General features: G+C 69.0%; 21 protein-coding genes. 15 read left to right on the top strand and 6 right to left on the bottom strand.

Annotation, left to right across the window (positions count from 1 at the left end; genetic code table 11):
• The first annotated feature begins 104 nt into the window (after window positions 1–104).
• Complete coding sequence (locus ASF87_RS11225) at window positions 105–872, top strand: IclR family transcriptional regulator (protein WP_056375930.1); 768 nt, start codon at window positions 105–107, stop codon at window positions 870–872.
• Between the two features lie 4 nt (window positions 873–876).
• Here ASF87_RS11225 and ASF87_RS11220 read toward each other — a convergent pair whose 3' ends face one another.
• A complete protein-coding gene (locus ASF87_RS11220) occupies window positions 877–1488 on the bottom strand; it encodes a TetR/AcrR family transcriptional regulator (RefSeq protein WP_056375928.1) in 612 nt (203 codons plus the stop codon).
• Window positions 1489–1599: 111 nt separating this feature from the next.
• Here ASF87_RS11220 and ASF87_RS11215 point away from each other — a divergent pair, with 111 nt between their 5' ends.
• Genes ASF87_RS11215 through paaK form a run of 6 tightly spaced genes read left to right on the top strand, consistent with a single transcriptional unit; the run spans window position 1600 to window position 8251 of the window.
• Window positions 1600–2787, top strand: coding sequence for a thiolase family protein (locus tag ASF87_RS11215; RefSeq protein WP_056376470.1), 1188 nt, complete (start codon window positions 1600–1602; stop codon window positions 2785–2787).
• Complete coding sequence (locus ASF87_RS11210; protein ID WP_056375927.1) at window positions 2784–3515, top strand: enoyl-CoA hydratase/isomerase family protein; 732 nt, start codon at window positions 2784–2786, stop codon at window positions 3513–3515. Before ASF87_RS11215 ends, ASF87_RS11210 begins: the two co-directional genes overlap by 4 nt.
• On the top strand, window positions 3512–4441 hold the full coding sequence (locus ASF87_RS11205) for a 3-hydroxyacyl-CoA dehydrogenase family protein (RefSeq protein WP_082508846.1): 930 nt from the start codon (window positions 3512–3514) through the stop codon (window positions 4439–4441). Before ASF87_RS11210 ends, ASF87_RS11205 begins: the two co-directional genes overlap by 4 nt.
• Window positions 4438–6519: a phenylacetic acid degradation bifunctional protein PaaZ gene (gene paaZ / locus ASF87_RS11200; protein ID WP_082508845.1), complete on the top strand. Its 2082-nt coding sequence runs from the start codon at window positions 4438–4440 to the stop codon at window positions 6517–6519. Before ASF87_RS11205 ends, paaZ begins: the two co-directional genes overlap by 4 nt.
• 5 nt (window positions 6520–6524) lie before the next feature.
• Complete coding sequence (paaI, locus tag ASF87_RS11195) at window positions 6525–6908, top strand: hydroxyphenylacetyl-CoA thioesterase PaaI (RefSeq protein WP_082508844.1); 384 nt, start codon at window positions 6525–6527, stop codon at window positions 6906–6908.
• Window positions 6909–6952: 44 nt separating this feature from the next.
• Entirely contained in the window at window positions 6953–8251 is a 1299-nt protein-coding gene (gene paaK / locus ASF87_RS11190; protein WP_056376467.1) for a phenylacetate--CoA ligase PaaK, read from the top strand.
• 29 nt (window positions 8252–8280) lie between these two features.
• Here the strand turns inward: paaK and ASF87_RS11185 are convergent, their stop codons facing one another.
• The gene (locus tag ASF87_RS11185; RefSeq protein ID WP_056375922.1) at window positions 8281–10401 is read right to left on the bottom strand and encodes a RecQ family ATP-dependent DNA helicase; all 2121 of its coding nucleotides are present in this window, start codon (window positions 10399–10401) and stop codon (window positions 8281–8283) included.
• Window positions 10402–10518: 117 nt separating this feature from the next.
• Between ASF87_RS11185 and ASF87_RS11180 the strand changes: the two genes are divergently transcribed.
• From ASF87_RS11180 to ASF87_RS11145, 8 genes are all read left to right on the top strand, one after another.
• Entirely contained in the window at window positions 10519–10938 is a 420-nt protein-coding gene (locus tag ASF87_RS11180) for a hypothetical protein (RefSeq protein ID WP_042539388.1), read from the top strand.
• 87 nt (window positions 10939–11025) lie between these two features.
• On the top strand, window positions 11026–12003 hold the full coding sequence (paaA, locus tag ASF87_RS11175; protein WP_056376466.1) for a 1,2-phenylacetyl-CoA epoxidase subunit PaaA: 978 nt from the start codon (window positions 11026–11028) through the stop codon (window positions 12001–12003).
• Window positions 12003–12308 carry a 1,2-phenylacetyl-CoA epoxidase subunit PaaB gene (gene paaB, locus ASF87_RS11170; RefSeq protein WP_042539384.1) on the top strand — a complete coding sequence of 102 codons (306 nt, stop codon included), beginning with the start codon at window positions 12003–12005 and terminating at the stop codon, window positions 12306–12308. Before paaA ends, paaB begins: the two co-directional genes overlap by 1 nt.
• On the top strand, window positions 12305–13147 hold the full coding sequence (paaC, locus tag ASF87_RS11165) for a 1,2-phenylacetyl-CoA epoxidase subunit PaaC (protein ID WP_082508842.1): 843 nt from the start codon (window positions 12305–12307) through the stop codon (window positions 13145–13147). The genes paaB and paaC overlap by 4 nt, the downstream gene beginning before the upstream one ends.
• Window positions 13141–13635: a 1,2-phenylacetyl-CoA epoxidase subunit PaaD gene (gene paaD / locus ASF87_RS11160; RefSeq protein WP_042539382.1), complete on the top strand. Its 495-nt coding sequence runs from the start codon at window positions 13141–13143 to the stop codon at window positions 13633–13635. The genes paaC and paaD overlap by 7 nt, the downstream gene beginning before the upstream one ends.
• A complete protein-coding gene (gene paaE, locus ASF87_RS11155) occupies window positions 13635–14816 on the top strand; it encodes a 1,2-phenylacetyl-CoA epoxidase subunit PaaE (protein WP_056375920.1) in 1182 nt (393 codons plus the stop codon). The genes paaD and paaE overlap by 1 nt, the downstream gene beginning before the upstream one ends.
• 10 nt (window positions 14817–14826) lie before the next feature.
• The gene (locus ASF87_RS11150; protein ID WP_056375918.1) at window positions 14827–15597 is read left to right on the top strand and encodes an enoyl-CoA hydratase/isomerase family protein; all 771 of its coding nucleotides are present in this window, start codon (window positions 14827–14829) and stop codon (window positions 15595–15597) included.
• Between the two features lie 95 nt (window positions 15598–15692).
• Complete coding sequence (locus ASF87_RS11145; RefSeq protein ID WP_056375916.1) at window positions 15693–17216, top strand: ATP-dependent DNA ligase; 1524 nt, start codon at window positions 15693–15695, stop codon at window positions 17214–17216.
• A gap of 5 nt (window positions 17217–17221) precedes the next feature.
• On the opposite strand, the gene ASF87_RS11140 is transcribed toward ASF87_RS11145, so the two are convergent.
• From ASF87_RS11140 to ASF87_RS11125, 4 genes are read right to left on the bottom strand one after another with little or no spacing between them, the layout of a single operon-like run.
• The gene (locus tag ASF87_RS11140; RefSeq protein ID WP_056375913.1) at window positions 17222–17731 is read right to left on the bottom strand and encodes a phosphoribosyltransferase; all 510 of its coding nucleotides are present in this window, start codon (window positions 17729–17731) and stop codon (window positions 17222–17224) included.
• Between the two features lie 48 nt (window positions 17732–17779).
• Complete coding sequence (locus tag ASF87_RS11135; protein WP_056375911.1) at window positions 17780–18625, bottom strand: transglutaminase family protein; 846 nt, start codon at window positions 18623–18625, stop codon at window positions 17780–17782.
• Complete coding sequence (locus tag ASF87_RS11130) at window positions 18622–19548, bottom strand: alpha-E domain-containing protein (RefSeq protein WP_042539371.1); 927 nt, start codon at window positions 19546–19548, stop codon at window positions 18622–18624. The genes ASF87_RS11135 and ASF87_RS11130 overlap by 4 nt, the downstream gene beginning before the upstream one ends.
• Window positions 19542–21233, bottom strand: coding sequence for a circularly permuted type 2 ATP-grasp protein (locus ASF87_RS11125; RefSeq protein ID WP_056375909.1), 1692 nt, complete (start codon window positions 21231–21233; stop codon window positions 19542–19544). The genes ASF87_RS11130 and ASF87_RS11125 overlap by 7 nt, the downstream gene beginning before the upstream one ends.
• Window positions 21234–21359: the final 126 nt, after the last annotated feature.

Below are 21359 nucleotides of genomic sequence, written 5' to 3'. Positions count from 1 at the left end.
TTCGTCAATGTCGAATATGCTCGGGCGCAGTCGAGTTGTCAAGATCGACTCGGACAGACGACACGACGGCCCGGCTCGATGACGAGCCGGAGGGAGGACGCACCGTGATCCAGGCCATCGACCGCGCCGCGAAGGTCCTCGAGCTGCTGCAGGGCGCGCGCCATCTCGGCATCACCGATCTCGCTCTCGCATTGAGCCTTCCGCCATCGACCGTGCACGGGATCGTCAAATCACTGCGGGAGCACGGGCTGGTCGCGAAAGAGCGCGGCGGGCAGCGTTACATGCTCGGCCCGACGCTGTTGCGCCTCAGCAACGTCTACCTCGACACGCTCGATGTCAGGGCACGGGCGATGCGGTGGACGCAGGAGCTCGCGCGGCGCACCAATCTTCCGGTGCGGCTCGGTGCTCCGCATTTTCACGAGGTGCTCGTCATCCACCACGATCTGCGCCCGGACGACAGCCAGCAGATGCTCGAGACCGGCGTCGCGATCCCCGCTCACGCCTCGGCGATGGGAAAAGTGCTGCTCGCACACGACCTCGGCTTCCAACGCACCGTCTTCGAACGGCCACTGCACAGTCTCACCGGCGACACGATCACCGACATCGCCAGACTGATGCTCGAGCTCCCCGCGATCGCCGAACGAGGCAGTGCGTCCGAGACCGACGAAGCGGTGCTCGGAGAATCGTCCGTCGCCGCACCGGTCGCCGACGCATCGAACGACATCGTCGCCGCGGTCGCGGTCGTGATGCCCACCTCGCAGTCTCCCGCCTCCGACGCCGTGCTGAACGCGCTCCGAGAGACTGCCCGCAACATCTCGCGCGAGCTCGGAGCGACCAGCTGGCCTCCGCGAGTGGCTCCGGCCGACGACTAGTCGGTCAGCGCGACTGCAGTCCGTCCAGGCTCACCCGCAGGATGTCCTCGCCGAGCTCTTCGGGGTCGACGGGCCCGCCGGGGCGATACCACTCGACGACCGAGTTGATCATGCCGAAGATGAGCCTGGTCGCGACCGCGGCATCCACGTCGTCGCGGATGAGCCCCTCGGCCTGGGCTTCGGCGACGATCGCCGTCACCCGCTGATCGAAGGCGCGTCGTCGCACCAGCGCGGAGGTCTCGACATCGCCATTGCCGCGCACACGCAGCAGCAGTGTGACCGACGGCAACTTCTCGGTGAGCACACGCACGGCCCCACGGATGATCGATCGCAGGCGATCGGAGGCGAGCGGATGCCGCGCCGTCGCGTCGTCCACGACGGACTCGAGGGCGTCGAGGGCATCGTTCAGCGCGAGCTCGAGGATCGCCGACTTCGACTCGAAGTGGTGGTACAGCGCCGACTTCGTGAGGCCGAGCGTGGCACTGAGATCGGCGACGCTGGTCGCGTCGTAGCCCTGCTCGTTGAACACCTTGACCGCGACAGCGAGCACCTGCTCACGGTCATAGCCTGGCCGGCCGCGTTTGGGGGCCGGCGCGTCGAATCCGAGCTGCGCCATGGCTCCAGTCTGTCAGTCCCGGTGAGTTGCCATCCGTCCGAGGATCTGAGATCGTATTCCTGACCGATCGGTCTGAAATTATCGCCAGCGTGGGCGTTCGAGAGGATGACGATGTCCGAGGCCTATCTCGTCGACGGGGTCCGCACCGCCGTCGGTCGCTATGGAGGCGCGCTCGCCGGCATCCGCCCCGATGATCTGGCAGCCCTCGTGGTCGGCGAGACCGTCACCCGGTCGGGGATCCCCGCCGAGGCGATCGACGAGGTCATCCTCGGCGCCGCGAACCAAGCGGGCGAAGACAACCGCAATGTCGCCCGCATGGCCGTGCTCCTCGCCGGCCTGCCCGATTCGATCCCCGGGCTCACCGTGAACCGGCTCTGCGCCTCGGGGATGTCGGCCATCGCGCTCGCCGCGAACGCCGTGCGCGCGGGCGAAGCCGACCTCATCGTCGCCGGTGGCGTCGAGTCGATGACACGAGCCCCCTGGGTGCAGGCGAAGCCCGAGCGGGCATGGGCCAAGCCCGGCGCGGCCTTCGACACGTCGATCGGATGGCGCTTCACCAATCCGCGCCTCGCCGCGCGCGCGAAGGCCACCTTCTCGATGCCCGAGACGGCAGAGGAAGTCGCACGCGTCGACGGCATCAGTCGGGCGGATGCCGATGCTTTCGCCCTGCAGAGCCATCTGCGGGCCATCGCAGCGATCGATGCGGGGCGCTTCGCGCCGGAGATCGTCGGAGTCGAGACCGGCCGCGGAATCGTCGAGACCGACGAAGGGCCGCGACGCGACACCACCCTCGACGCACTCGCGAAGCTGCGCGCCGTGGTCGCAGGCGGCGAGGTCGTCACCGCCGGCAACTCCAGCTCGCTGAACGACGGAGCCTCCGCGATCATCGTGGCGAGCGCCGATGCCGTCGAGCGACACGGGCTGCGACCGCGCGCACGCATCGTCGCCTCGGCGACCGCCGCGCTCGCACCCGAGATCATGGGACTGGGCCCCGTGCCCGCGACGCAGAAGGCGCTCGCGAAGGCGGGGCTGCAGATCGCCGATCTCGGCGCCGTCGAACTGAACGAGGCTTTCGCGTCGCAATCACTCGCCTGCATCCGTCGCCTCGGCCTCGACCCGGCGATCGTCAATGCCGACGGCGGTGCGATCGCGCTCGGGCATCCTCTCGGTTCCAGCGGATCCCGCCTGATCGTGACCCTGCTCGGTCGACTCGAACGCGAGGGCGCTCGATACGGCCTCGCCACGATGTGCGTCGGAGTCGGACAGGGCACGGCCATGATCGTCGAGCGTCTGGCATGAGCCTGCAGATCGAGGAGCAGCACGACAGGGTCATCGCCACGCTCGATCGCCCCGAGAAGCGCAACGCGATCGATCAGGAGACGGTCGACGCGCTGCACGAGCTGTGCGCGATGCTCGAACAGACCCCCCGCACGCTGATCCTCACCGGCACCGGCGGTGTCTTCGCGGCGGGCGCCGACATCGCGCAGCTGCGTGATCGCACCGCAGATGACGCCAGGCGCGGCATCAACGCGACCGCGTTCATCCGCATCAACGAGCTGCCGATGCCGGTGATCGCGGCGATCGACGGCTACGCGCTCGGGGGTGGAGCCGAGCTGGCCTACGCCGCCGACATCCGCATCGCGACGCCGTCCCTCCGAATCGGCAACCCCGAGACCGGACTCGGCATCATCGCCGCGGCCGGTGCGACGTGGCGGCTTCCCGAGATCATCGGCGCGGCGCGAGCGAGCGAGCTGCTGCTCACAGGGCGAGCGCTCGATGCAGAGGAGGCGCTGCGCTGGGGACTGGTCTCGTCGCTGCATCCGGCAGAGGAACTGCTCGCGGCGGCGCACGGGATCGTCGACCGGATCGCGGTGAACGACCCGCTGGCGACGCGATACACGAAGCTCGCGCTGGGCACGCCGCGCGCAGGTCATCCCGCGATCGAGCTCGAGCTGCAGGCCGAGCTCTTCGAATCGCCGGAGAAGCACCGCCGCATGACCGCGTTCCTCGAGAGGAAGAACCGATGAGCGAGCAGCCCCCGTCCTCGAGCGACGCCCACACCCGGTCGTCGAGCGAGCGGAGCGAGACGAGACGCCCCGACCACGTACCCGCGGCCGTCGGCGTGCTCGGCGGAGGGCGAATGGGCGCCGGCATCGCGCACGCGTTCCTGCTCGCGGGTTCCCGCGTCGCGGTCGTCGAACGTGACGCGGCGAGCGCGGATGCGGCACTGGTCCGCATCGCTGACAGCATCCGCCGATCCGTCGACCGCGATCCCGCTCTGAAAGAGGTCGAGATCACCGGCCGCCTGACGACCGGTTTCGACATCGCCGCCTTCGCCGCGGTCGACCTCGTGATCGAAGCCGTTCCCGAGGACCGCGACCTGAAGGAACAGGCCCTCGCCCGTGCAGAGGCGGCGATGCCCGCCGGCGCCACCCTGGCGAGCAACACCTCGTCGATCTCGATCGACGATCTCGCCGCGAGCCGCCTCCGTCCGGAGCGCTTCCTCGGCCTGCACTTCTTCAACCCTGTGCCCGCGTCTGCGCTCGTCGAGATCGTGCGAGGCGCAGCGACCGACGCCGCGGTGGTCGAGAACGCGGCCGGATGGGTGAGCTCCCTCGGCAAGACCCCGATCGTCGTCACCGACTCCCCCGGGTTCGCATCGTCTCGGCTCGGCGTGATGCTCGGCCTGGAGGCGATCCGGATGCTCGAAGAGGGCGTCGCGTCGGCCGCCGACATCGACGCGGCGATGACGCTCGGATACCGGCATCCGATGGGGCCGCTGCGCACCACCGACATCGTCGGACTCGATGTGCGGCTCGGCATCGCCGAGGAGTTGGAACGCACTCTCGGTGAGCGGTTCGCTCCGCCGGATCTGCTGCGGCGGATGGTCGCCGAAGGAAAGCTCGGCCGCAAGAGCGGCGAAGGGTTCTACGTATGGAACGAGGAGAGATGACCGAGTATCTGCCGAGCTACATCCAGGGCGAGTGGTGGACGCCGACGTCGCCCGCACGAGTCACCGAGGTCCGTGACGCGTCCACCGGCGATGTGGTCACGCTCGTCTCCACCGACGGCCTCGACCTCGCGGGGGCGCTTGCGCATGCCCGATCCGTGGGGCAGAGGAGCCTCGGTGCGCTCACCTTCCATCAGCGCGCGGTGCTGCTCAAGCAGTTCGCCCTGGCGCTCACCGAGCGCAAGGACGAGCTCTATGCGCTGTCAGCGCGCACGGGCGCGACGAAGAGCGACTCCTGGGTCGACATCGACGGCGGCATCGGCGTGCTGTTCTCGTATTCCGGCAAAGGTCGCCGTGAGCTGCCGAACAGCCGCGTGCACGTCGACGGCCCCGTCGAGCCGCTCTCGAAAGACGGCTCGTTCCTCGGGCGCCACGTCTACACGACGCTGCCGGGAGTGGCCGTGCAGATCAACGCCTTCAACTTCCCCGTGTGGGGGTCGCTCGAGAAGTTCGCACCGGCCTTCCTCGCCGGCATGCCGACGCTCGTGAAGCCCGCAACCCCGACCGGATATCTCGCCGAGGCGATGGTGCGCATCCTCGTCGAGTCGGGCCTGCTGCCGGACGGATCGTTGCAGCTGGTGAGCGGCAGCGTCCCCGACCTCTTCGAGAATCTTCGGCTCGGTGACATCGTCGGCTTCACCGGCAGCGCCTCGACAGCCGAGAGCCTGAAGGCCCACCCCGCCGTGCAGACCGGCGGAGTGCGGTTCACCGCCGAGACCGACTCGATCAACGCCTCGGTGCTCGGCACCGACGCCGTCGAGGGCACCCCGGAGTTCGACGCCTACGTCCGCCAGCTCGTCACCGAGATGACGACCAAGGCCGGCCAGAAGTGCACGGCGATCCGTCGCGCGATCGTGCCGACCGGCTCGGCGGATGCCGTGATCGCCGCCGTGCAGGCGCGCATCACCGAGAAGACGGTGCTGGGCGACCCCCGCGCCGAGGGCGCGACGATGGGCCCCCTCGCCTCGACCGCACAGCGCGATGAGGTGCTGCGTCAGGTCGCAAAGCTGCAGGATGCCGGCGGACAGATCGTGGTCGGGTCGACGGACGCCCCCGAGGTGCGCCTCGTCGACGGAACCACGGGGCTCTCGCCCGACGGCGCATTCGTCTCGCCGCTGCTGCTGCGCTTCGACGACCCGCAGTCCGAGGCCGCGCACTCCGTCGAGGCGTTCGGCCCGGTGTCGTCCCTGCTCACCTACGACACCATCGCCGAGGCCGCCGCACTCGTCGCCCGCGGCGGCGGCTCGCTCGTCACCAGCATCGCGACGCACGATCCGGTGCAGGCAGTCGAGCTTGCCACGCGCATCGCGCCGTTCAACGGTCGGATGCTGCTGCTCGACCGCGACGACGCGCGCTCCTCGACCGGTCACGGGTCGCCCCTGCCGAATCTCGTGCACGGCGGGCCCGGTCGGGCCGGCGGCGGGGAGGAACTCGGCGGCATCCGCGCGGTGCTGCACCACATGCAGCGCACCGCGGTGCAGGGATCGCCCGAGATGCTCACCGCGCTCACCGGTGTCTGGCACGCCGGGGCCGCCGCGCACAGCGGCGGCCGGCATCCGTTCCGCAAATCGCTCGCAGAGCTCATGATCGGAGATCAGATCGTCTCGGCATCGCGCGAGGTCACCCTCGACGACATCGAGACCTTCGCGCACTTCACCGGTGACACGTTCTACGCACACATGGACGAAGCAGCGGCCGCAGCGAACCCGTTCTTCCCCGGCCGTGTGGCACACGGGTACCTGCTGGTCTCGTGGGCAGCCGGTCTGTTCGTCGACCCCGAACCGGGCCCCGTGCTCGCGAACTACGGTCTCGAGAATCTGCGGTTCATCACGCCGGTCTCCCCCGGTGACACGATCCGCGTCGAGCTCACCGCCAAGCAGATCACCCCGCGCGAGACCGACGAATACGGCGAGGTGCGCTGGGATGCGGTGATCCGCAACCAGGCCGACGAGCTCGTCGCGACCTACGACGTGCTCACGCTGGTCAGCAAGGAGCCCACCTCCGAGGTCGCGGCAGCATGAGGGCCATGATGCAGCGCGATGCCGCGTCGGCGATGCTCGGCATGACCGTCGAGCTCGACGAGCCCGGCGAGGCCGTGGTGTCGATGACGGTGCGCGACGACATGCTGAACGGCTTCGCGATCACGCACGGCGGCCTGGTGTTCACCCTCGCCGACACGGCTTTCGCGATCGCCTGCAACGAGGACGAGCGGGTCACGGTCGCGGGCGGCGCGGACATCACCTTCCTGAAGTCCACGGTCGCGGGGCAGCGGCTGACGGCACGTGCGATCCGCCGCGTCGTCAGCGGTCGCAACGGCATCTACGACGTCACGGTGATCGATGAGTCCGGCGACGTCGTCGCCGAGGTGCGCGGCCGCTCGCTCACGACGAACCGATCGCACCCGGGCTGACCGGCACACCTGACATGGCCCTGCCCGCGACGAAGGAGTCGACGATGATTACCCACCCCCGTGCCGAGATCGGTACCGAGATCGAGCTGCACTCCCCCACTGCACTCGCCCGACTGCAGCTGCAGCGCCTGCAGTGGACCGTGCGCCACGCCTACGAGAACGTGCCGACGTCCCGTCGCAAGTTCGACGAGCACGGTGTCCACCCCGACGAGATCCGCACTCTCGACGACGTGCAGAGGCTGCCGTTCACCACGAAGTCGGACCTGCGTGAGAGCTATCCGTTCGGGATGTTCGCGGTGCCCATGGCCGACGTGCGCCGCATCCACGCGTCGTCGGGCACGACCGGCCGACCGACCGTCGTCGGCTACACCGAGGGCGACCTCGACAGATGGGGCGACCTCATCGCGAGGTCGCTGCACGCCGCGGGCATCCGCGCGGGCATGAAGGTGCACAACGCCTACGGCTACGGACTCTTCACCGGCGGGCTCGGTGCCCACGCAGGCATCGAACGACTCGGCGCCACGGTGATCCCCGTCTCCGGTGGTCAGACCGCGCGCCAGGTGCAGCTGATCGCCGACTTCGAGCCGGACGCCATCCTCTGCACGCCGAGCTACCTGCTCACGATCGCCGATGCGATGGAGGCGGCAGGCGTCGACCCGACGCGGACCTCGTTGCGGGTCGCCGTGCTCGGAGCCGAACCGTGGACCAACGAGATGCGCCGCGAGATCGAGAAGCGATTGAACATCGACGCCGTGGACATCTACGGGCTCAGCGAGGTCATGGGGCCGGGCGTCGCGAGCGAGAGCGTGCTCACCAAAGACGGCCCGCACATCTGGGAAGACCATTTCCTTCCGGAGATCATCGATGGCGACACCGGCGACCGCCTGCCGGACGGCGAACTGGGCGAACTGGTCTTCACCTCGCTCACCAAAGAGGCCTTCCCGGTGATCCGCTACCGCACACGGGATCTGACCCGCCTGCTGCCCGGAACGACGTATCCCGCCCTGCGGCGGATCGAGAAGATCACCGGGCGCAATGACGACATGATCATCCTGCGCGGAGTGAACCTCTTCCCCACACAGATCGAAGAGCTCGTGATGGGCATCGAGACCCTGACACCGCACTTCGTGCTGGAGCTGCACCGTGCGGGCCAGCTCGACACCATGACGGTGCGCATCGAGCGGCACCCGTCGTTGAGCATCGAGGAGTGCGACGCCGCCGCTGCAGTGCTCACACATCGCATCAAGGTGCACATCGGCACCAGCGTCGACGTCAAGGTCGAGGAGCCGGGCACTCTGCCGCGCAGCGAGGGCAAGTACAAGCGGGTCTACGACCTGCGGTGAAGTCTTCCCATCGGAATGGATCGCCGACCTCAGCCGCGAAGCGCGAGCACGAACGGAAGCACCTCTGTGGCGCCGGCCTGGCGCAGTGTGCGGGCGGCGACCGTCAGAGTCCACCGGCTGTCGGCCAGGTCGTCGACGAGGAGAACCGGCCCCTCGGGGACGTCGAGGCCCTGCGCGCTGAACCTGTCCCACAGACCTGCGAGACGGAACACGCTGTTGCCTCCCGGCTGACCGCTGGGGCCGCCGCCCACCGGCTCGAGCGCGCCGAGATACGGCAGTCGTCCGATGTCGGAGATCCCTCGGGCGAGCGAATCGACGAGCAACGGATGCGACCGTGAAGGCATCGCGACCACCGCGACAGGGCGCTCCGTCCAGCCCCAGTCGGCGAGCACTCGCACGCAGCCGCCGAGCACCTGGGGCGTCACGGCGGCATCGGGCGCTCCGGCGGCGAACAGCTCGCGCAGGGTGCCACCCCAGCCGAGGTCGGTGAGCCGGGCGAGCGCCCTCCCCTCTCCCGCCTGCTCACCCGCCGCGATGCGCCCCTTGACGGGCACGTCGAGCTTGTCGGCGCCGGTCGGCCAGGCCCGGCGCGGCTCGACGGGAACGCCCACTCGGTCGAGCGACTCCGCGGCCCGAGTCGTCGCCGATTCGCCGATCTCGCTCGGGAACCAGATGCCGGCGCAGTTGTCGCATCTGCCGCAGGGCGCTGCCGTGTCGTCGTCGAGCGAGCGCTGGAGGAACTCCATGCGGCATCCGTCGGTCTGCTCGTAGTCGATCATGTGCTGCTGCTCGGCTCGGCGCTCACCCGCGATCCGCTCGTAACGCTCGGCGTCGTAGCTCCACGGCTCGCCCGTGGCGACCCACCCGCCCTGCACACGTCGCACCGCGCCGTCGACATCGAGCACCTTGAGCAGCAGCTCGAGAGGTGTGCGGCGGATGTCGACCATCGCCTCGAGCGCCGGCGTCGAGATCGGCTGATCGCCGAGCGCAGCGATCACCCTCTCGGCGCGCTCACGGTCGGGCATCGACGCGGTGGCGAAGTAGTGCCAGATATCGCGGTCTTCGACGCCCGGCAGCAGGAGCACGTCTGCGCTCTCGCTCGCGCGCCCGGCGCGACCGACCTGCTGGTAGTACGCGACCGGCGACGACGGCGCGCCGAGGTGCAGCACGAATCCGAGGTCGGGTTTGTCGAAGCCCATGCCGAGCGCGCTCGTCGCGACGAGGGCCTTGACCTCGTTGCGCTTCAGCATCCCTTCTGACTCCGTGCGCTCGTCGGTGTCCGTCTGCCCCGTGTACGCACGCACGTCGTGGCCGTGGTCGCGCAGCAGCCGAGCGGTGTCGACCGCGGCAGCGACGGTGAGCGTGTAGATGATGCCCGACCCCGGCAGGTCGTCGATGTGGCTCAGCAGCCAGGCGAGCCGGCTCGCCGAGGTCGGCAGACGCAGCACCCCGAGCCGCAGCGAGGTGCGGGCGAGCGGGCCACGGATCGTGAGCACCTCGGAGGCCCCGTCGCCCGATGAGCCTCCCGCGCCGAGCTGCTCGGCGACGTCGGCCACGACCCTGCTGTTGGCGGTCGCCGTGGTCGCGAGCACCGGAACCTCTGGCGGCATCTGCTCGATGAGATCGCGCAGCCGACGATAGTCGGGACGGAAGTCGTGCCCCCAGTCGCTGATGCAGTGCGCCTCGTCGACCACCAGCATGCCGATCCGTCGCACGAGCGCCGGCAGCTGCTGCTCGCGGAACGCCGGGTTGTTGAGTCGCTCGGGAGAGACGAGCAGCACATCGACCTCGTCTCGGTCGAGCTGCTGCATCACCTCCGACCATTCGTGCGCGTTGGTGGAATTGATCGCCACGGCTCGGACGCCTGCGCGCTCGGCGGCGGCGATCTGGTCGCGCATGAGAGCCAGCAGCGGCGAGACGAGCACGGTCGGTCCCGCCCCCTGCCGACGCAGCAGCAGCGTCGCGACGAAATACACCGCCGATTTGCCCCAGCCTGTGCGCTGCACGACGAGCGCGCGGCGGCGCCCCTCGACCAGCGCCTCGATCGCCTCGTACTGGCCGTCGTGGAAATCGGCGTCGGGGCGGCCGACCAGTTCGCGCAAGGCGGCGAGCGCAGCAGTGCGGGTGTCGACAGCAGAGGGGGAAGTCATGTCTCCACTGTGCCTCATGCCACCGACGTCGCGCCCGAGGCCGCCGACACCCGGGGGCATCGTCATCCACTGGTGAGATCCGCGCCGCGTCCTCACCCCGTCGTCTAGCGTGGAACGATGATCACCCGAGAACTGGCCGTATCCCTGCGCGATGCCGGGCTCGTGTGGCATCCATCCGAGGGCGATCGCTTTCAGCTCGACCTCCCGAACGATGTCGAGCTCGAAGCCGAGGCCGACGTCTTCACGGTCAGCGCCATGACGATCGAGGCGAGGCAGACTCCGAGCGGCACCGACCTCGCCTTCAACGGCACCACAGAGTGGGCGCTCGACGCGGTCACCCTCGCGGACGCGGTGTGGCTGCCCCGCGAGGATCAGCTGCGCGAACTGCTGCGGGGCACGTTCCGGGCACTCACCCGCCTTCCCGATGCCTTCGTCGTCGATGTCGAGATCGCCGGCGAGACGCTGCGTTTCGAGCATCCGGACCCCTCGGAGGCCTACGGGCTCGCCCTTCTCGACCTGGTCTCCCGCTCGCGCTGAGCGCCGCTTGTTGCGCACGGCGGACCGGCATGTCAGAATTACCTAACGACCGGTCAGTAAAGCGGATCGGATACCGAGGAGTCGATGATGACAAGCCCCGCAGATCTCTCCCTCGTCGATGGCGAGCTCTCAGACGACGAGCGCCTGTTCGACGAGCTCATCGCGAACGAGCAGCGCATCGAGCCGCGCGACTGGATGCCCGACGCCTACCGCAAGACGTTGATCCGTCAGATCTCGCAGCACGCGCACTCCGAGATCATCGGCATGCAGCCCGAGGGCAACTGGATCACCCGGGCGCCGAGCCTCAAGCGCAAGGCGATCCTGATGGCCAAGGTGCAGGACGAGGCGGGCCACGGCCTGTACCTCTACTCGGCGGCGCAGACCCTCGGCATCACCCGCGACGAGATGATGGACCAGCTCATCAGCGGCAAGGCCAAGTACTCCTCGATCTTCAACTACCCCACCCCCACCTGGGCCGATATGGGCGCTATCGGGTGGCTCGTCGACGGCGCCGCGATCTGCAATCAGGTGCCGCTGTGCCGCGCCTCCTACGGCCCCTACGGCCGCGCCATGGTGCGCGTGTGCAAGGAGGAGTCGTTCCACCAGCGTCAGGGTTTCGAGATCCTGCTCTCGCTGATGCAGGGAACCGACGAGCAGAAGCGGATGGCGCAGGATGCCGTGAACCGGTGGTACTGGCCGAGCCTGGCGATGTTCGGCCCGCCCGATGACCAGTCGCCGAACTCCGCCCAGTCGATGAAGTGGAAGATCAAGCGCTTCACGAACGACGAGCTGCGCCAGCGCTTCGTCGGGATGCTCGTGCCGCAGGCCGAGATCCTGGGGGTCACCCTGCCCGACCCCGATCTGCGCTTCGACGATGAGACCGGCCAGTACGTGATCGGCGAGATCGACTGGGACGAGTTCTTCGAGGTGCTGCGGGGCAATGGCCCCTGCAACGCCGAGCGTCTGGAGCGCCGCCGCACGGCGCACGAAGAGGGCGCGTGGGTGCGCGAGGCCGCAGCCGAGTACGCCCGCAAGCAGGCGCTGAAGACGAAGGCGGCGGCGTGATGGCGACGCCCGGTGCCGACGAACGCGAACCCTGGCCCCTCTGGGAGATCTTCGTCCGGGCGAACCGCGGCCTGAGCCATGTGCACGTCGGATCGCTGCACGCCCCGGATGCCGACATGGCGATCCGCAACGCCCGCGACCTCTACACGCGCCGTGGCGAGGGCGTGTCGATCTGGGCCGTGCCCGCCGACGCGATCACCACGAGCGACCCCGACGCCAAGGGCGCCTACTTCGAGAGCCCCGCGGGCAAGAACTACCGGCACGCCGTCTACTACACAGCCTCCGAGGGGGTGCCGCACCTGTGAACGACATCCACGCAGACCTGCACGGCGACCTGCACGGCGACGTCTCGGTCGACGAGCTCCGACTGAGCGAGGAGATCACGGGAGCGGGCGCCGCCGCGGCATCCGCCGACATCGCGGAGTACGCCCTCTGGCTCGGCGACGACGCCCTGATCCTCTCGCAGCAGCTCGGCGAGTGGATCTCCCGCGCGCCCGAACTCGAAGAGGATGTCGCGCTCGGCAACATCGCCCTCGATCTGCTCGGTCATGCCCGCTCGTTCCTGCACTTCGCCGGCTCCTACGACGGACGCTCCGAGGACGACCTCGCGTACTTCCGCGACGAGCCGGAGTTCCGCAGCGCCTGGATCGTCGAGCAGCCCAACGGCGACTTCGCGCAGACGATCGCACGTCAGTTCGTCGTGTCGACCTACATGTTCGAGCTCTACTCGGCGCTGCGGGCCAGCACAGACGAGACGTTCGCGGCGATCGCCGAGAAGTCGCTCAAGGAGGTCGACTACCACCGCGACCACTCGGTGCAGTGGGTGCTGCGTCTCGCCGGAGGCACCGACGAATCACGGCAGCGGATCATGCGCGCGCTCGGCGACGTCTGGCCGTATGTCGATGAGCTCTTCCGCGATGAGCCACTGATCGATCGTCTCGGCGATGCCGCCGTGCGCCCGTCCGCCCTTCGCGCCGGTTTCGACGCGGTCGTCGACACCGTCTTCGCAGAGGCGGATCTGACTGCGCCCTCGGTGGCGGCATCGTCAGCGGGAGGGCGCCGAGGTGCGCACGCGACACCGATGGGCCATCTGCTCGCCGAGATGCAGGTACTCGCGCGACGTCATCCGGGGGCGTCATGGTGACCGACACCCTGCAGACCGACGCCTGGCGGATCGCCGCTGCCGTGGCGGATCCCGAGGTCCCCGTGCTCACGATCGAAGACCTCGGAGTGCTCCGTGCCGTCACCGTCGACGGCGACGTCGTGCGAGTCGACATCACCCCCACCTACAGCGGGTGCCCGGCGATGGACACGATCCGCGACGATGTCATCCTGGCCCTCACCGCGGCCGGTTACTCGCAGGTCGAGGTGCGTCTCGTGCTCTCCCCCGCGTGGACGACGGACTGGATGTCGGATGCCGGCAAGCAGAAGCTCTCGCAGTACGGCATCGCGCCTCCTTCGGGGCGCTCCGCTCTGTCGTCCGGCCCGATCCGCCTCGCGATCAGCGTGCGCTGCCCGCGGTGCGGCTCGCTCGACACCCGGGAGGTCTCGCGCTTCGGTTCCACCTCATGCAAGGCGCTGTTCGAGTGCCGCGCATGCCTCGAACCCTTCGACCACTTCAAGGTGCATTGATGTCGCTGTTCGCCCCGTCCGGTGCCGTCGCACCGGCATCCGTTCGTTCGCCCTCCGCATCGGCCGCGAAGAAGCGCGCGCGGTTCCACACTCTCGCGGTCGAAGAGGTGAGGCCGCTCACCGAGGACTCGGTCGAGGTCACCTTCACGGTTCCCGCCGAGCTCGCCGACGACTACGACCACCTGCCGGGCCAGTACGTGGCGCTGCGCACCACCCTGGAGGGCACCGAGGTGCGCCGATCGTATTCGCTGTGCCGCGCGCCCGAGCACCGCACAGCCGAGCAGATCGCGGCGGGCACGCCCACCCGGCTGAGCGTCGCCGTGAAGCGCGACGAGGGCGGCCTCTTCTCCACGTGGGCCCAGACCGGGCTGCACGCCGGGTTCGAGATCGATGTGATGAGTCCGCAGGGCACATTCACCTCGGGGCTCGACGATCTCGATCATCGCCACGTCGTCGGCATCGCCGCGGGCTCGGGCATCACCCCGCTGATGGCGCTCGCACACACAGTGCTGACGCGCTCGGACTCGTCGCGCTTCACACTGCTCTACACGAACCGATCCACACTCGACGTGATGTTCCTCGAAGAGCTCGCCGACCTCAAGGACCGATATCCGACGAGAGTGACGCTGCACCATGTGCTCTCGCGTGAGCAGCGCACGGCTCCCGTGCTGTCGGGGCGGATCGACGAGGAGAAGCTGCGCACCATCCTGAGGATGCTCATCGACCCGAGTGACGTCGACGAGTGGTTCCTCTGCGGTCCTCTCTCGCTCGTCGATCTGTGCCGCGAGGTGCTCGCCGACGTCGGCGTGCCCCGGGAGCACATCCGGTTCGAGCTCTTCACCACCGGCGACGAACCTGTGCGCGCCGCGCGCCCGGTCGAGGTGCGGGCGGGCGCGAAGACGATCCGCATCGAGGTGAACCTCGACGGCGTCTCGTCGACCGTCGAGAGCCCGGTCGACGCGCACGAGTCGGTGCTGAACGCAGCTCTGCGGGTGCGGCCGGACGCCCCGTTCGCGTGCGCCGGCGGAGTGTGCGGCACCTGCCGCGCCAGGGTCATCGAAGGCAGCGTGACGATGACCGAGAACTATGCGCTCGAGCCGGACGAGCTCGAACGCGGCTATGTGCTGACCTGCCAGTCGCACCCGACGAGCGACCGTGTCGTGGTCGACTACGACGTCTGAGGAGCATCCGATGATCGATCTCACCATCGCCGACGACGTCGCGACGATCGTCCTGAACGCACCGGCCAAGCTGAACTCGCTCGACGAGCAGGCGCTGCGCGATCTCGGCCGTGCATATGACGAGGCCGACTCGGCCGGCGTGCGCGCACTCGTGCTCCGGGGCGCGGGGCGCGCGTTCTGCGCCGGTCGTGACATCTCGGCCGTCGATCCTCGCGACGACGACGTGATGGGCTACCTCGGCGGGCTCGTGACTCCCCTGCTGCAGCGGATGGCGCGTTTTCCCGCTCCGACGTTCGCGGTCGCCCACGGTGCATGCCTGGGCGTCGGACTCGGACTGCTGATCGCCACCGATGTCGTCTACGTCGCGGAGTCGGCGAAGATCGGCTCGCCGTTCGCGGCGCTGGGCGCCACGCTCGACTCGGGCGGACACGCCCTGTTCGTCGAGCGCCTCGGCGCGCACAGGACGCTCGACCTCATCTATACAGGGCGTCTGATGAGCGGCGCCGAGGCCGTGACCTCGGGGCTCTTCTCACGCGTCCTGCCCGACGACGAGGTGCTGCAGACGACGACGGATGCCGCCGGCATCGCCGCGCGCGGTGCCACCGCCGCGTTCCTCGCGAGCAAGCAGCTCGTCTCGCGCATCCGCGACGAGAGGCTGGCGCTGTGGGACTCGATCGACCTCGAGAACGCCGCTCAGGCCGCGCTGTGCGACACCGACGACTACCGCGAGGGCTTCGCGGCCTTCCAGCAGAAGCGCAGGCCCGAGTTCCGCGGGCGCTGAGGCGATCTCCGTCCGGTGATCCGGTGTCATAGCGCCGCATCGAGGACGGATGCAAGGGCATCCCCGATGTCGGATGCCGATGACAGACTGCATCCATGATGCTCTCGGAGCTCGTCTCCACCGCCGACACCGTCACCGCGACCTCATCGCGCCTCGCCAAGATCGAGGCGCTGTCGCAGCTGCTTGCGCGTGCCGACCGTGACGAGATCCCCGTCGTCGTCGGAATCCTCCTGGCGAATCCCCGACAGGGGCGTCTCGGGGTCGGCTGGCGCGGGGTCGCCGCCCTCGATGCCTCGCACGCAGAGACCCCGACCCTGTCGATCGGCGACGTCGACGAGGGGTTCGAGGCTCTCGCCGGGACGTCGGGTTCCGGCTCCGCTGCGGCGCGCACTGCCACGCTCGCGTCGCTGGCGGCGCGAGCCACCGCGCACGAGTGGGATCTGCTTTCTCGGGCGATGCTGGGTGAGCTGCGCACCGGCGCGCTCGGCGGCGTGCTTCTCGATGCGATCGCCCGGGCATCCGGGCGGGAACCTGCCACGGTGCGTCGTGCCGCCATGCTCTCGGGTGACCTCGGCGAGACGGCGCTGCTCGCGCTCACCGGCACAGAGGCCGAGCTCGATGCCGTGAGCCTGGTCGTCGGTCGGCCTGTTCTGCCGATGCTGGCCTCGACCGCGGCGACTCCGACCGCGGCCCTGGAGGTCACGGGCAGGGCGTCCGTCGAATACAAGCTCGACGGTGCACGCATTCAGGTGCACCGCAGCGGCGACGACGTGAGCGTGTACACCCGCAGCCTCGCCGACATCACGCACCGTGTGCCCGAGATCGTCGAGATCGTGCGTGGTCTTCCCGCCCACGACCTGATCCTCGACGGCGAGACCCTGTCGCTCGATGAGGACGGCGGCCCCCGCCCGTTCCAGGAGACGATGTCTCGGTTCGGAGCCGACGTGTCGCGCGAGCTCGTGCTGCGCCCCTGGTTCTTCGACCTCCTGCACGTGGACGGACGCGACCTGCTCGACGAGCCGCTCTCGACCCGTCTGACCGAACTCGAGAAGGCCGTCGGCGAGTGGCGCATGCCTGGCATCGTCACCGACGACCCCGCGGCTGCTGAGCAGTTGTCACGAGAGGCGCTGGCGGCCTGGCACGAGGGCGTCGTCGTCAAGGGCGTCGATGCGCCCTACGCAGCGGGCAGACGCGGCAAGTCCTGGGTCAAGGTCAAGCCCGTGCTCACCTATGACCTCGTGGTGCTCGCAGCAGAGTGGGGCTCGGGTCGACGACAGGGGTGGCTGTCGAATCTCCATCTCGGCGCTCTCGATCCGAGCGGAGAGTTCGGCGAGCCCGGCGGGCTCGTGATGGTCGGCAAGACGTTCAAGGGTCTGACCGACGATCTGCTGCGCTGGCAGACCGAGAACTTTCCGCCACTCGAGACACGGCGCACCCAGAGCACGGTGTTCCTGCGCCCCGAGTTCGTGGTCGAGATCGCGATCGACGGCGTCCAGCGCTCTCCGCGCTACCCCGGTGGCATCGCGCTGCGCTTCGCCCGCGTCAAGGCCTACCGCCCCGACAAGAGCGTCGCAGACGCCGACACGATCCAGACTCTCCGCTCACTGCAGCGCGGCTGACGAGGTCAGGCCGACGGCGCGAGCCCGAGGTCCTCTTCACGCACCGTGCCCTGGAACGACCAGGGGAAGTTGATCCACAGATCTGTGTCCTTCCACGCGTAGTCGGGCTGGATGATGGTCGACGGTTTCGTGTAGATCGTGACCGAGCGCACGTCGGCTCCCTTGTCCTTCAGCAGCTGCACCGCGAGCGCGAGCGTGCGGCCCGAGTCGGCGACGTCGTCGACGAGCAGCACGCGACGACCGTCGAGATAGGCCATGTCGAGTTCGGGCGGCAGCACCTCCGGGGCATCGAGCACGGTGCCGATGCCGGTGTAGAACTCGACGTTGATCGCGCCGCAGTTCTTGGCACCGAGGCCGTACGCGATGGCACCGGCGGGAAGCAGACCACCGCGGGCGATGGCCACCACGACCTCGGGCACGAAACCGCTCTCGAGGATGCTGCGCGCGAGATCTCGCGTCGCGGATCCGAAGCCGTCCCAGGTGAGCGTCTCGCGCTCGATCGATGCATCCGTCATCGTCTCATTCTTCCCCACTGCCGTGCGTCGTCAGGCCATGCCGTCGCCTCAGCCGAGGCGCGTGATCTCCACCGAGACGAACAGCTCCGACGCGCTGGGTCCGGCATACACCCCGCGGAGCGGAGCGACATCGGCATAGTCGCGGCCGTGGCCGACATAGACGTGGGATTCGCCGATGTCGACGAGGTTGGTGGGGTCGTATCCGCGCCACTCCCCGGAGTACCACTCCACCCAGGCGTGCGATTCCCCCGTCACGGCCTGCCCGATCGCGGCCGTCGGGTCGGGGTGCAGGTATCCCGACACATAGCGTGCCGGAATCCCCGCTGCGCGCAGCACCCCGAGAGCCACGTGAGCGATGTCCTGGCAGACACCTGATCGCGCAGGCCAGGCGTCACGAGCCGTCGAGCTCACGCCGGTGACGCCGCTGCGGTACTCCATGGCCTCCCCGACCGCGCGGCAGATGTCGAGGGCGGTCTCGTCCACTCCGCCGCCCTCCGCTTCGAAGTGCAGGGCGAGATCGCGCATCTCGTCATCCGGGGCGGTGGCGGGAGTCTGCGCGACGCACTCGGCCAGAGCGAGCGACTGCGGGATCCGGGATTCGAGCTCATCCCAGTCGATTCCGGCGGTCGCCGTCGGGAGCGGCCTGACGTCGACCACGCTCGTCGCGGTGACCGAGAGCACCTGATGAGGAGTCAGCAGCTCGAACGTCGAGACCCGCGTGTCCCAGTAGTCGGAGTACGAGTGCTGGGTGGCCGTCGGCGAGATGTCGAGCGTCGCATGCAGCACGAACTGCCCCTCTCGGGAGTGCGGCAGCATGCGCGCCTCGTTGTACGACGCCGTCGCCGGCTGCTCGTAGCGGAAGCCGGTGCGATGCACGATCTTGAGGCGGCTCACAGCGCCTCTCCGATCCACACCGGCATCGCGATCGACGGGAAGTACCGCTCCCTGATCGCGTCACTCGCCACTGACATCCCCACCTGGACCTCCTCCATGCTCTCCGACAGACGATGCACGGTGTCGCCGATCGGTCGGTACTCCAGCTCCGACCGCATGCGACCGAGCACGCGATGAGCCCGGTCGGGCACGCCGAATGCGCCGGCCGGATCGATGCCGCGCAGGCATTCCTCGGCCTGCAGGATGCTCGAGAGCACCGATCGGGGGAACAGGCGGTCGATCAGCAGGAACTCCACTGCTGACGCGCCTGTCGGCACCGCTCGGTGGCTGCGCAGATGGGCTTCGTATGCGCCGCAGCTGCGCAGCAGCGTCGTCCAGCTCGGACCACCGGCCTCGGTCAGCGATCGCGTCGCCAGCAGACGCGCGGTCATGTCGGCGCGCTCGATCGACCGGCCGAGAACGAAGAAGTGCCATGCCTCGTCACGGCTCGTCGAGGAGTCGACGACGCCGAAGGCCAGCGCCGAGCGGTCGCGCACCCAGCGGAAGAACGGATGCGTCTTGTCCGAGGCGATACGACGAGGCATGCGCGCATTCGACTCGTTGAGCGTCTCCCAGAGGTCGGTCGAGATGATCTCCCTGGCGCGCCGGGCGTTCTCCCTGGCGGATGCGATCGAGTGGGCGATCGACGCCGAGTGCTCGCGGTCGAGCGCGAGAAGCCGCACCACGTCGTCTCGACTCAGCACGGTGTCGGCATCCGCTGTGGTTCCCATCACCGAGAGCAGCGCACGGCAGGCCGTGTCCTCCTCGACCCACGGGTCTTCGAGCAGCAGCTGCAGGTGCACGTCGAGGATGCGCGCGGTGCCATCGGCCCGCTCGACGTAGCGGCCGATCCAGAAGAGCGCCTCGGCGATGCGGCTCAGCATCCTGTTCCTCCCCGCTGCTGTTGCTGTTGTTGCTGCTGTTGCTGCTGCTGGTGATGGCGCAGCTCGAGGTCTTCGTCCTGCGGCGACGACAGGAACGGCGGGTGCGGTTCTTCGCGCGCCGGCGCCACGACGGCGATCGCCCCGGTGGCGAGCGACACCTCGTCCGCCGCGGCATCGGGATCGCCCTCCACGGTCGTCGTCGGCCCGGTGAACAGCGAAGGGTCCAGCACCCAGGTGTCCTTCGAGCCGCCACCCTGGCTGGAGTTCACGACGAGCTGTCCCTCGGGCAGAGCGACCCTGGTGAGACCGCCGGGCAGCACCCAGATGTCGTGCCCGTCGTTGACGGCGAAGGGACGCAGATCGACGTGCCGCGGGCGGAATCCGTCTTCCACGAGTGTCGGAATGGTCGACAGCTGCACGACCGGCTGGGCGATCCAGCCCCGAGGGTCGGCCCGCAACGACTTGCGCAGAGCCTCCAACGTCTCGCGCGACGCGTCGGGCCCGACGACCAGCCCTTTTCCTCCCGAGCCGTCGACCGGCTTCACCACCAGCTCGTCGAGCCTGTCGAGCACCTCCTCGAGCGCACCCGGATCCTCGAGCCGCCAGGTGTCGACGTTCGGGATCACCGGCTCCTCGCCCAGGAAGTAGCGGATCAGGTCGGGGACGTACGTGTAGACCAGCTTGTCGTCGGCCACGCCGTTGCCCACCGCGTTGGCGAGCGTGACATTGCCGAGGCGAGCAGCGAGCATCAGCCCGGGGGCGCCCAGCACGGAATCGGGGCGGAAGTGCTGCGGGTCGAGGAACTCGTCGTCGACTCGCCGGTAGATCACGTCCACCCGCGTGGGGCCGGCGGTCGTGTGCATCCACACCCGCCCGCCCGAGCAGAACAGGTCGCGCCCCTCGACGAGCTCGATGCCCATCATGCGCGCGAGCAGGGTGTGCTCGTAATAGGCCGAGTTGTGGACGCCGGGGGTCAGCACCACGACCGTCGGGTCATCGACGCCGTCAGGGGCCGCGGCACGCAGCGCCTGCAGGAGGCGGCCCGGGTAGTCGACGACCGGGCGAACCCGGAGACTCGTGAACAGCTCGGGAAGCGTCTGCGCCATCACGCGCCGATTCGCCAGGACGTAGCTCACGCCGCTCGGCACGCGCACGTTGTCTTCGAGCACGCGCCAGGCTCCGAGCTCGTCCCGGATGACATCGATGCCGGCGACGTGGATGCGCACCCCGTTCGCCCCGACGATCCCGGCCGCCTGACGGTGGAAGTGCGCCGACGAGCTGATCAGCGACGCGGGGATCACGCCGTCCTGCACCGCGAGCTGCGGACCGTAGACGTCCGCGAGGAATGCCTCGAGAGCCCGCACGCGCTGCTTCACCCCTGACTCGACGTAGCGCCAGTCATCGGCGGCGACCACGCGAGGGACCACATCGAGCGGGAACGGACGCTCCTCCCCGGCGAAATCGAACGTGACTCCCTGTGCGAGATACGAGCTGGCGAGGGCGTCGGTGCGCGCCCTCAGCTCTGCGTCGTCCATGGCCGCGAGAGCCGGATACATGTCCTGGTAGGGCAGACGCACGCCCTCACCGCCGGATGGCGCGTCTGAGGGGAACATCTCGTCCCACGGTGCGGCGCCTGCTCTGCGCGGCGACCGGCGCGAGGTGTATCCGTCGAACAGTGACTCCATGACCGCATGTTTCCGCGTCGCCGTTTCGGCGGTGTTACGCGCGCAAGTCGGCGACGCGTCGGCCTGGGCGCGATAGGATCTACCCGTCCGGCGCTCTCCGACGCCGGTGCCTGAAAAAGAGGCACG

Origin of the sequence: Microbacterium sp. Leaf161 (assembly GCF_001423645.1) — a bacterium.
Classification (GTDB): Bacteria; Actinomycetota; Actinomycetes; order Actinomycetales; family Microbacteriaceae; genus Microbacterium; species Microbacterium forte.
The sequence above is the reverse complement of the archived record's forward strand: the minus strand, read 5'-3'. Positions and strand labels throughout refer to the sequence as shown.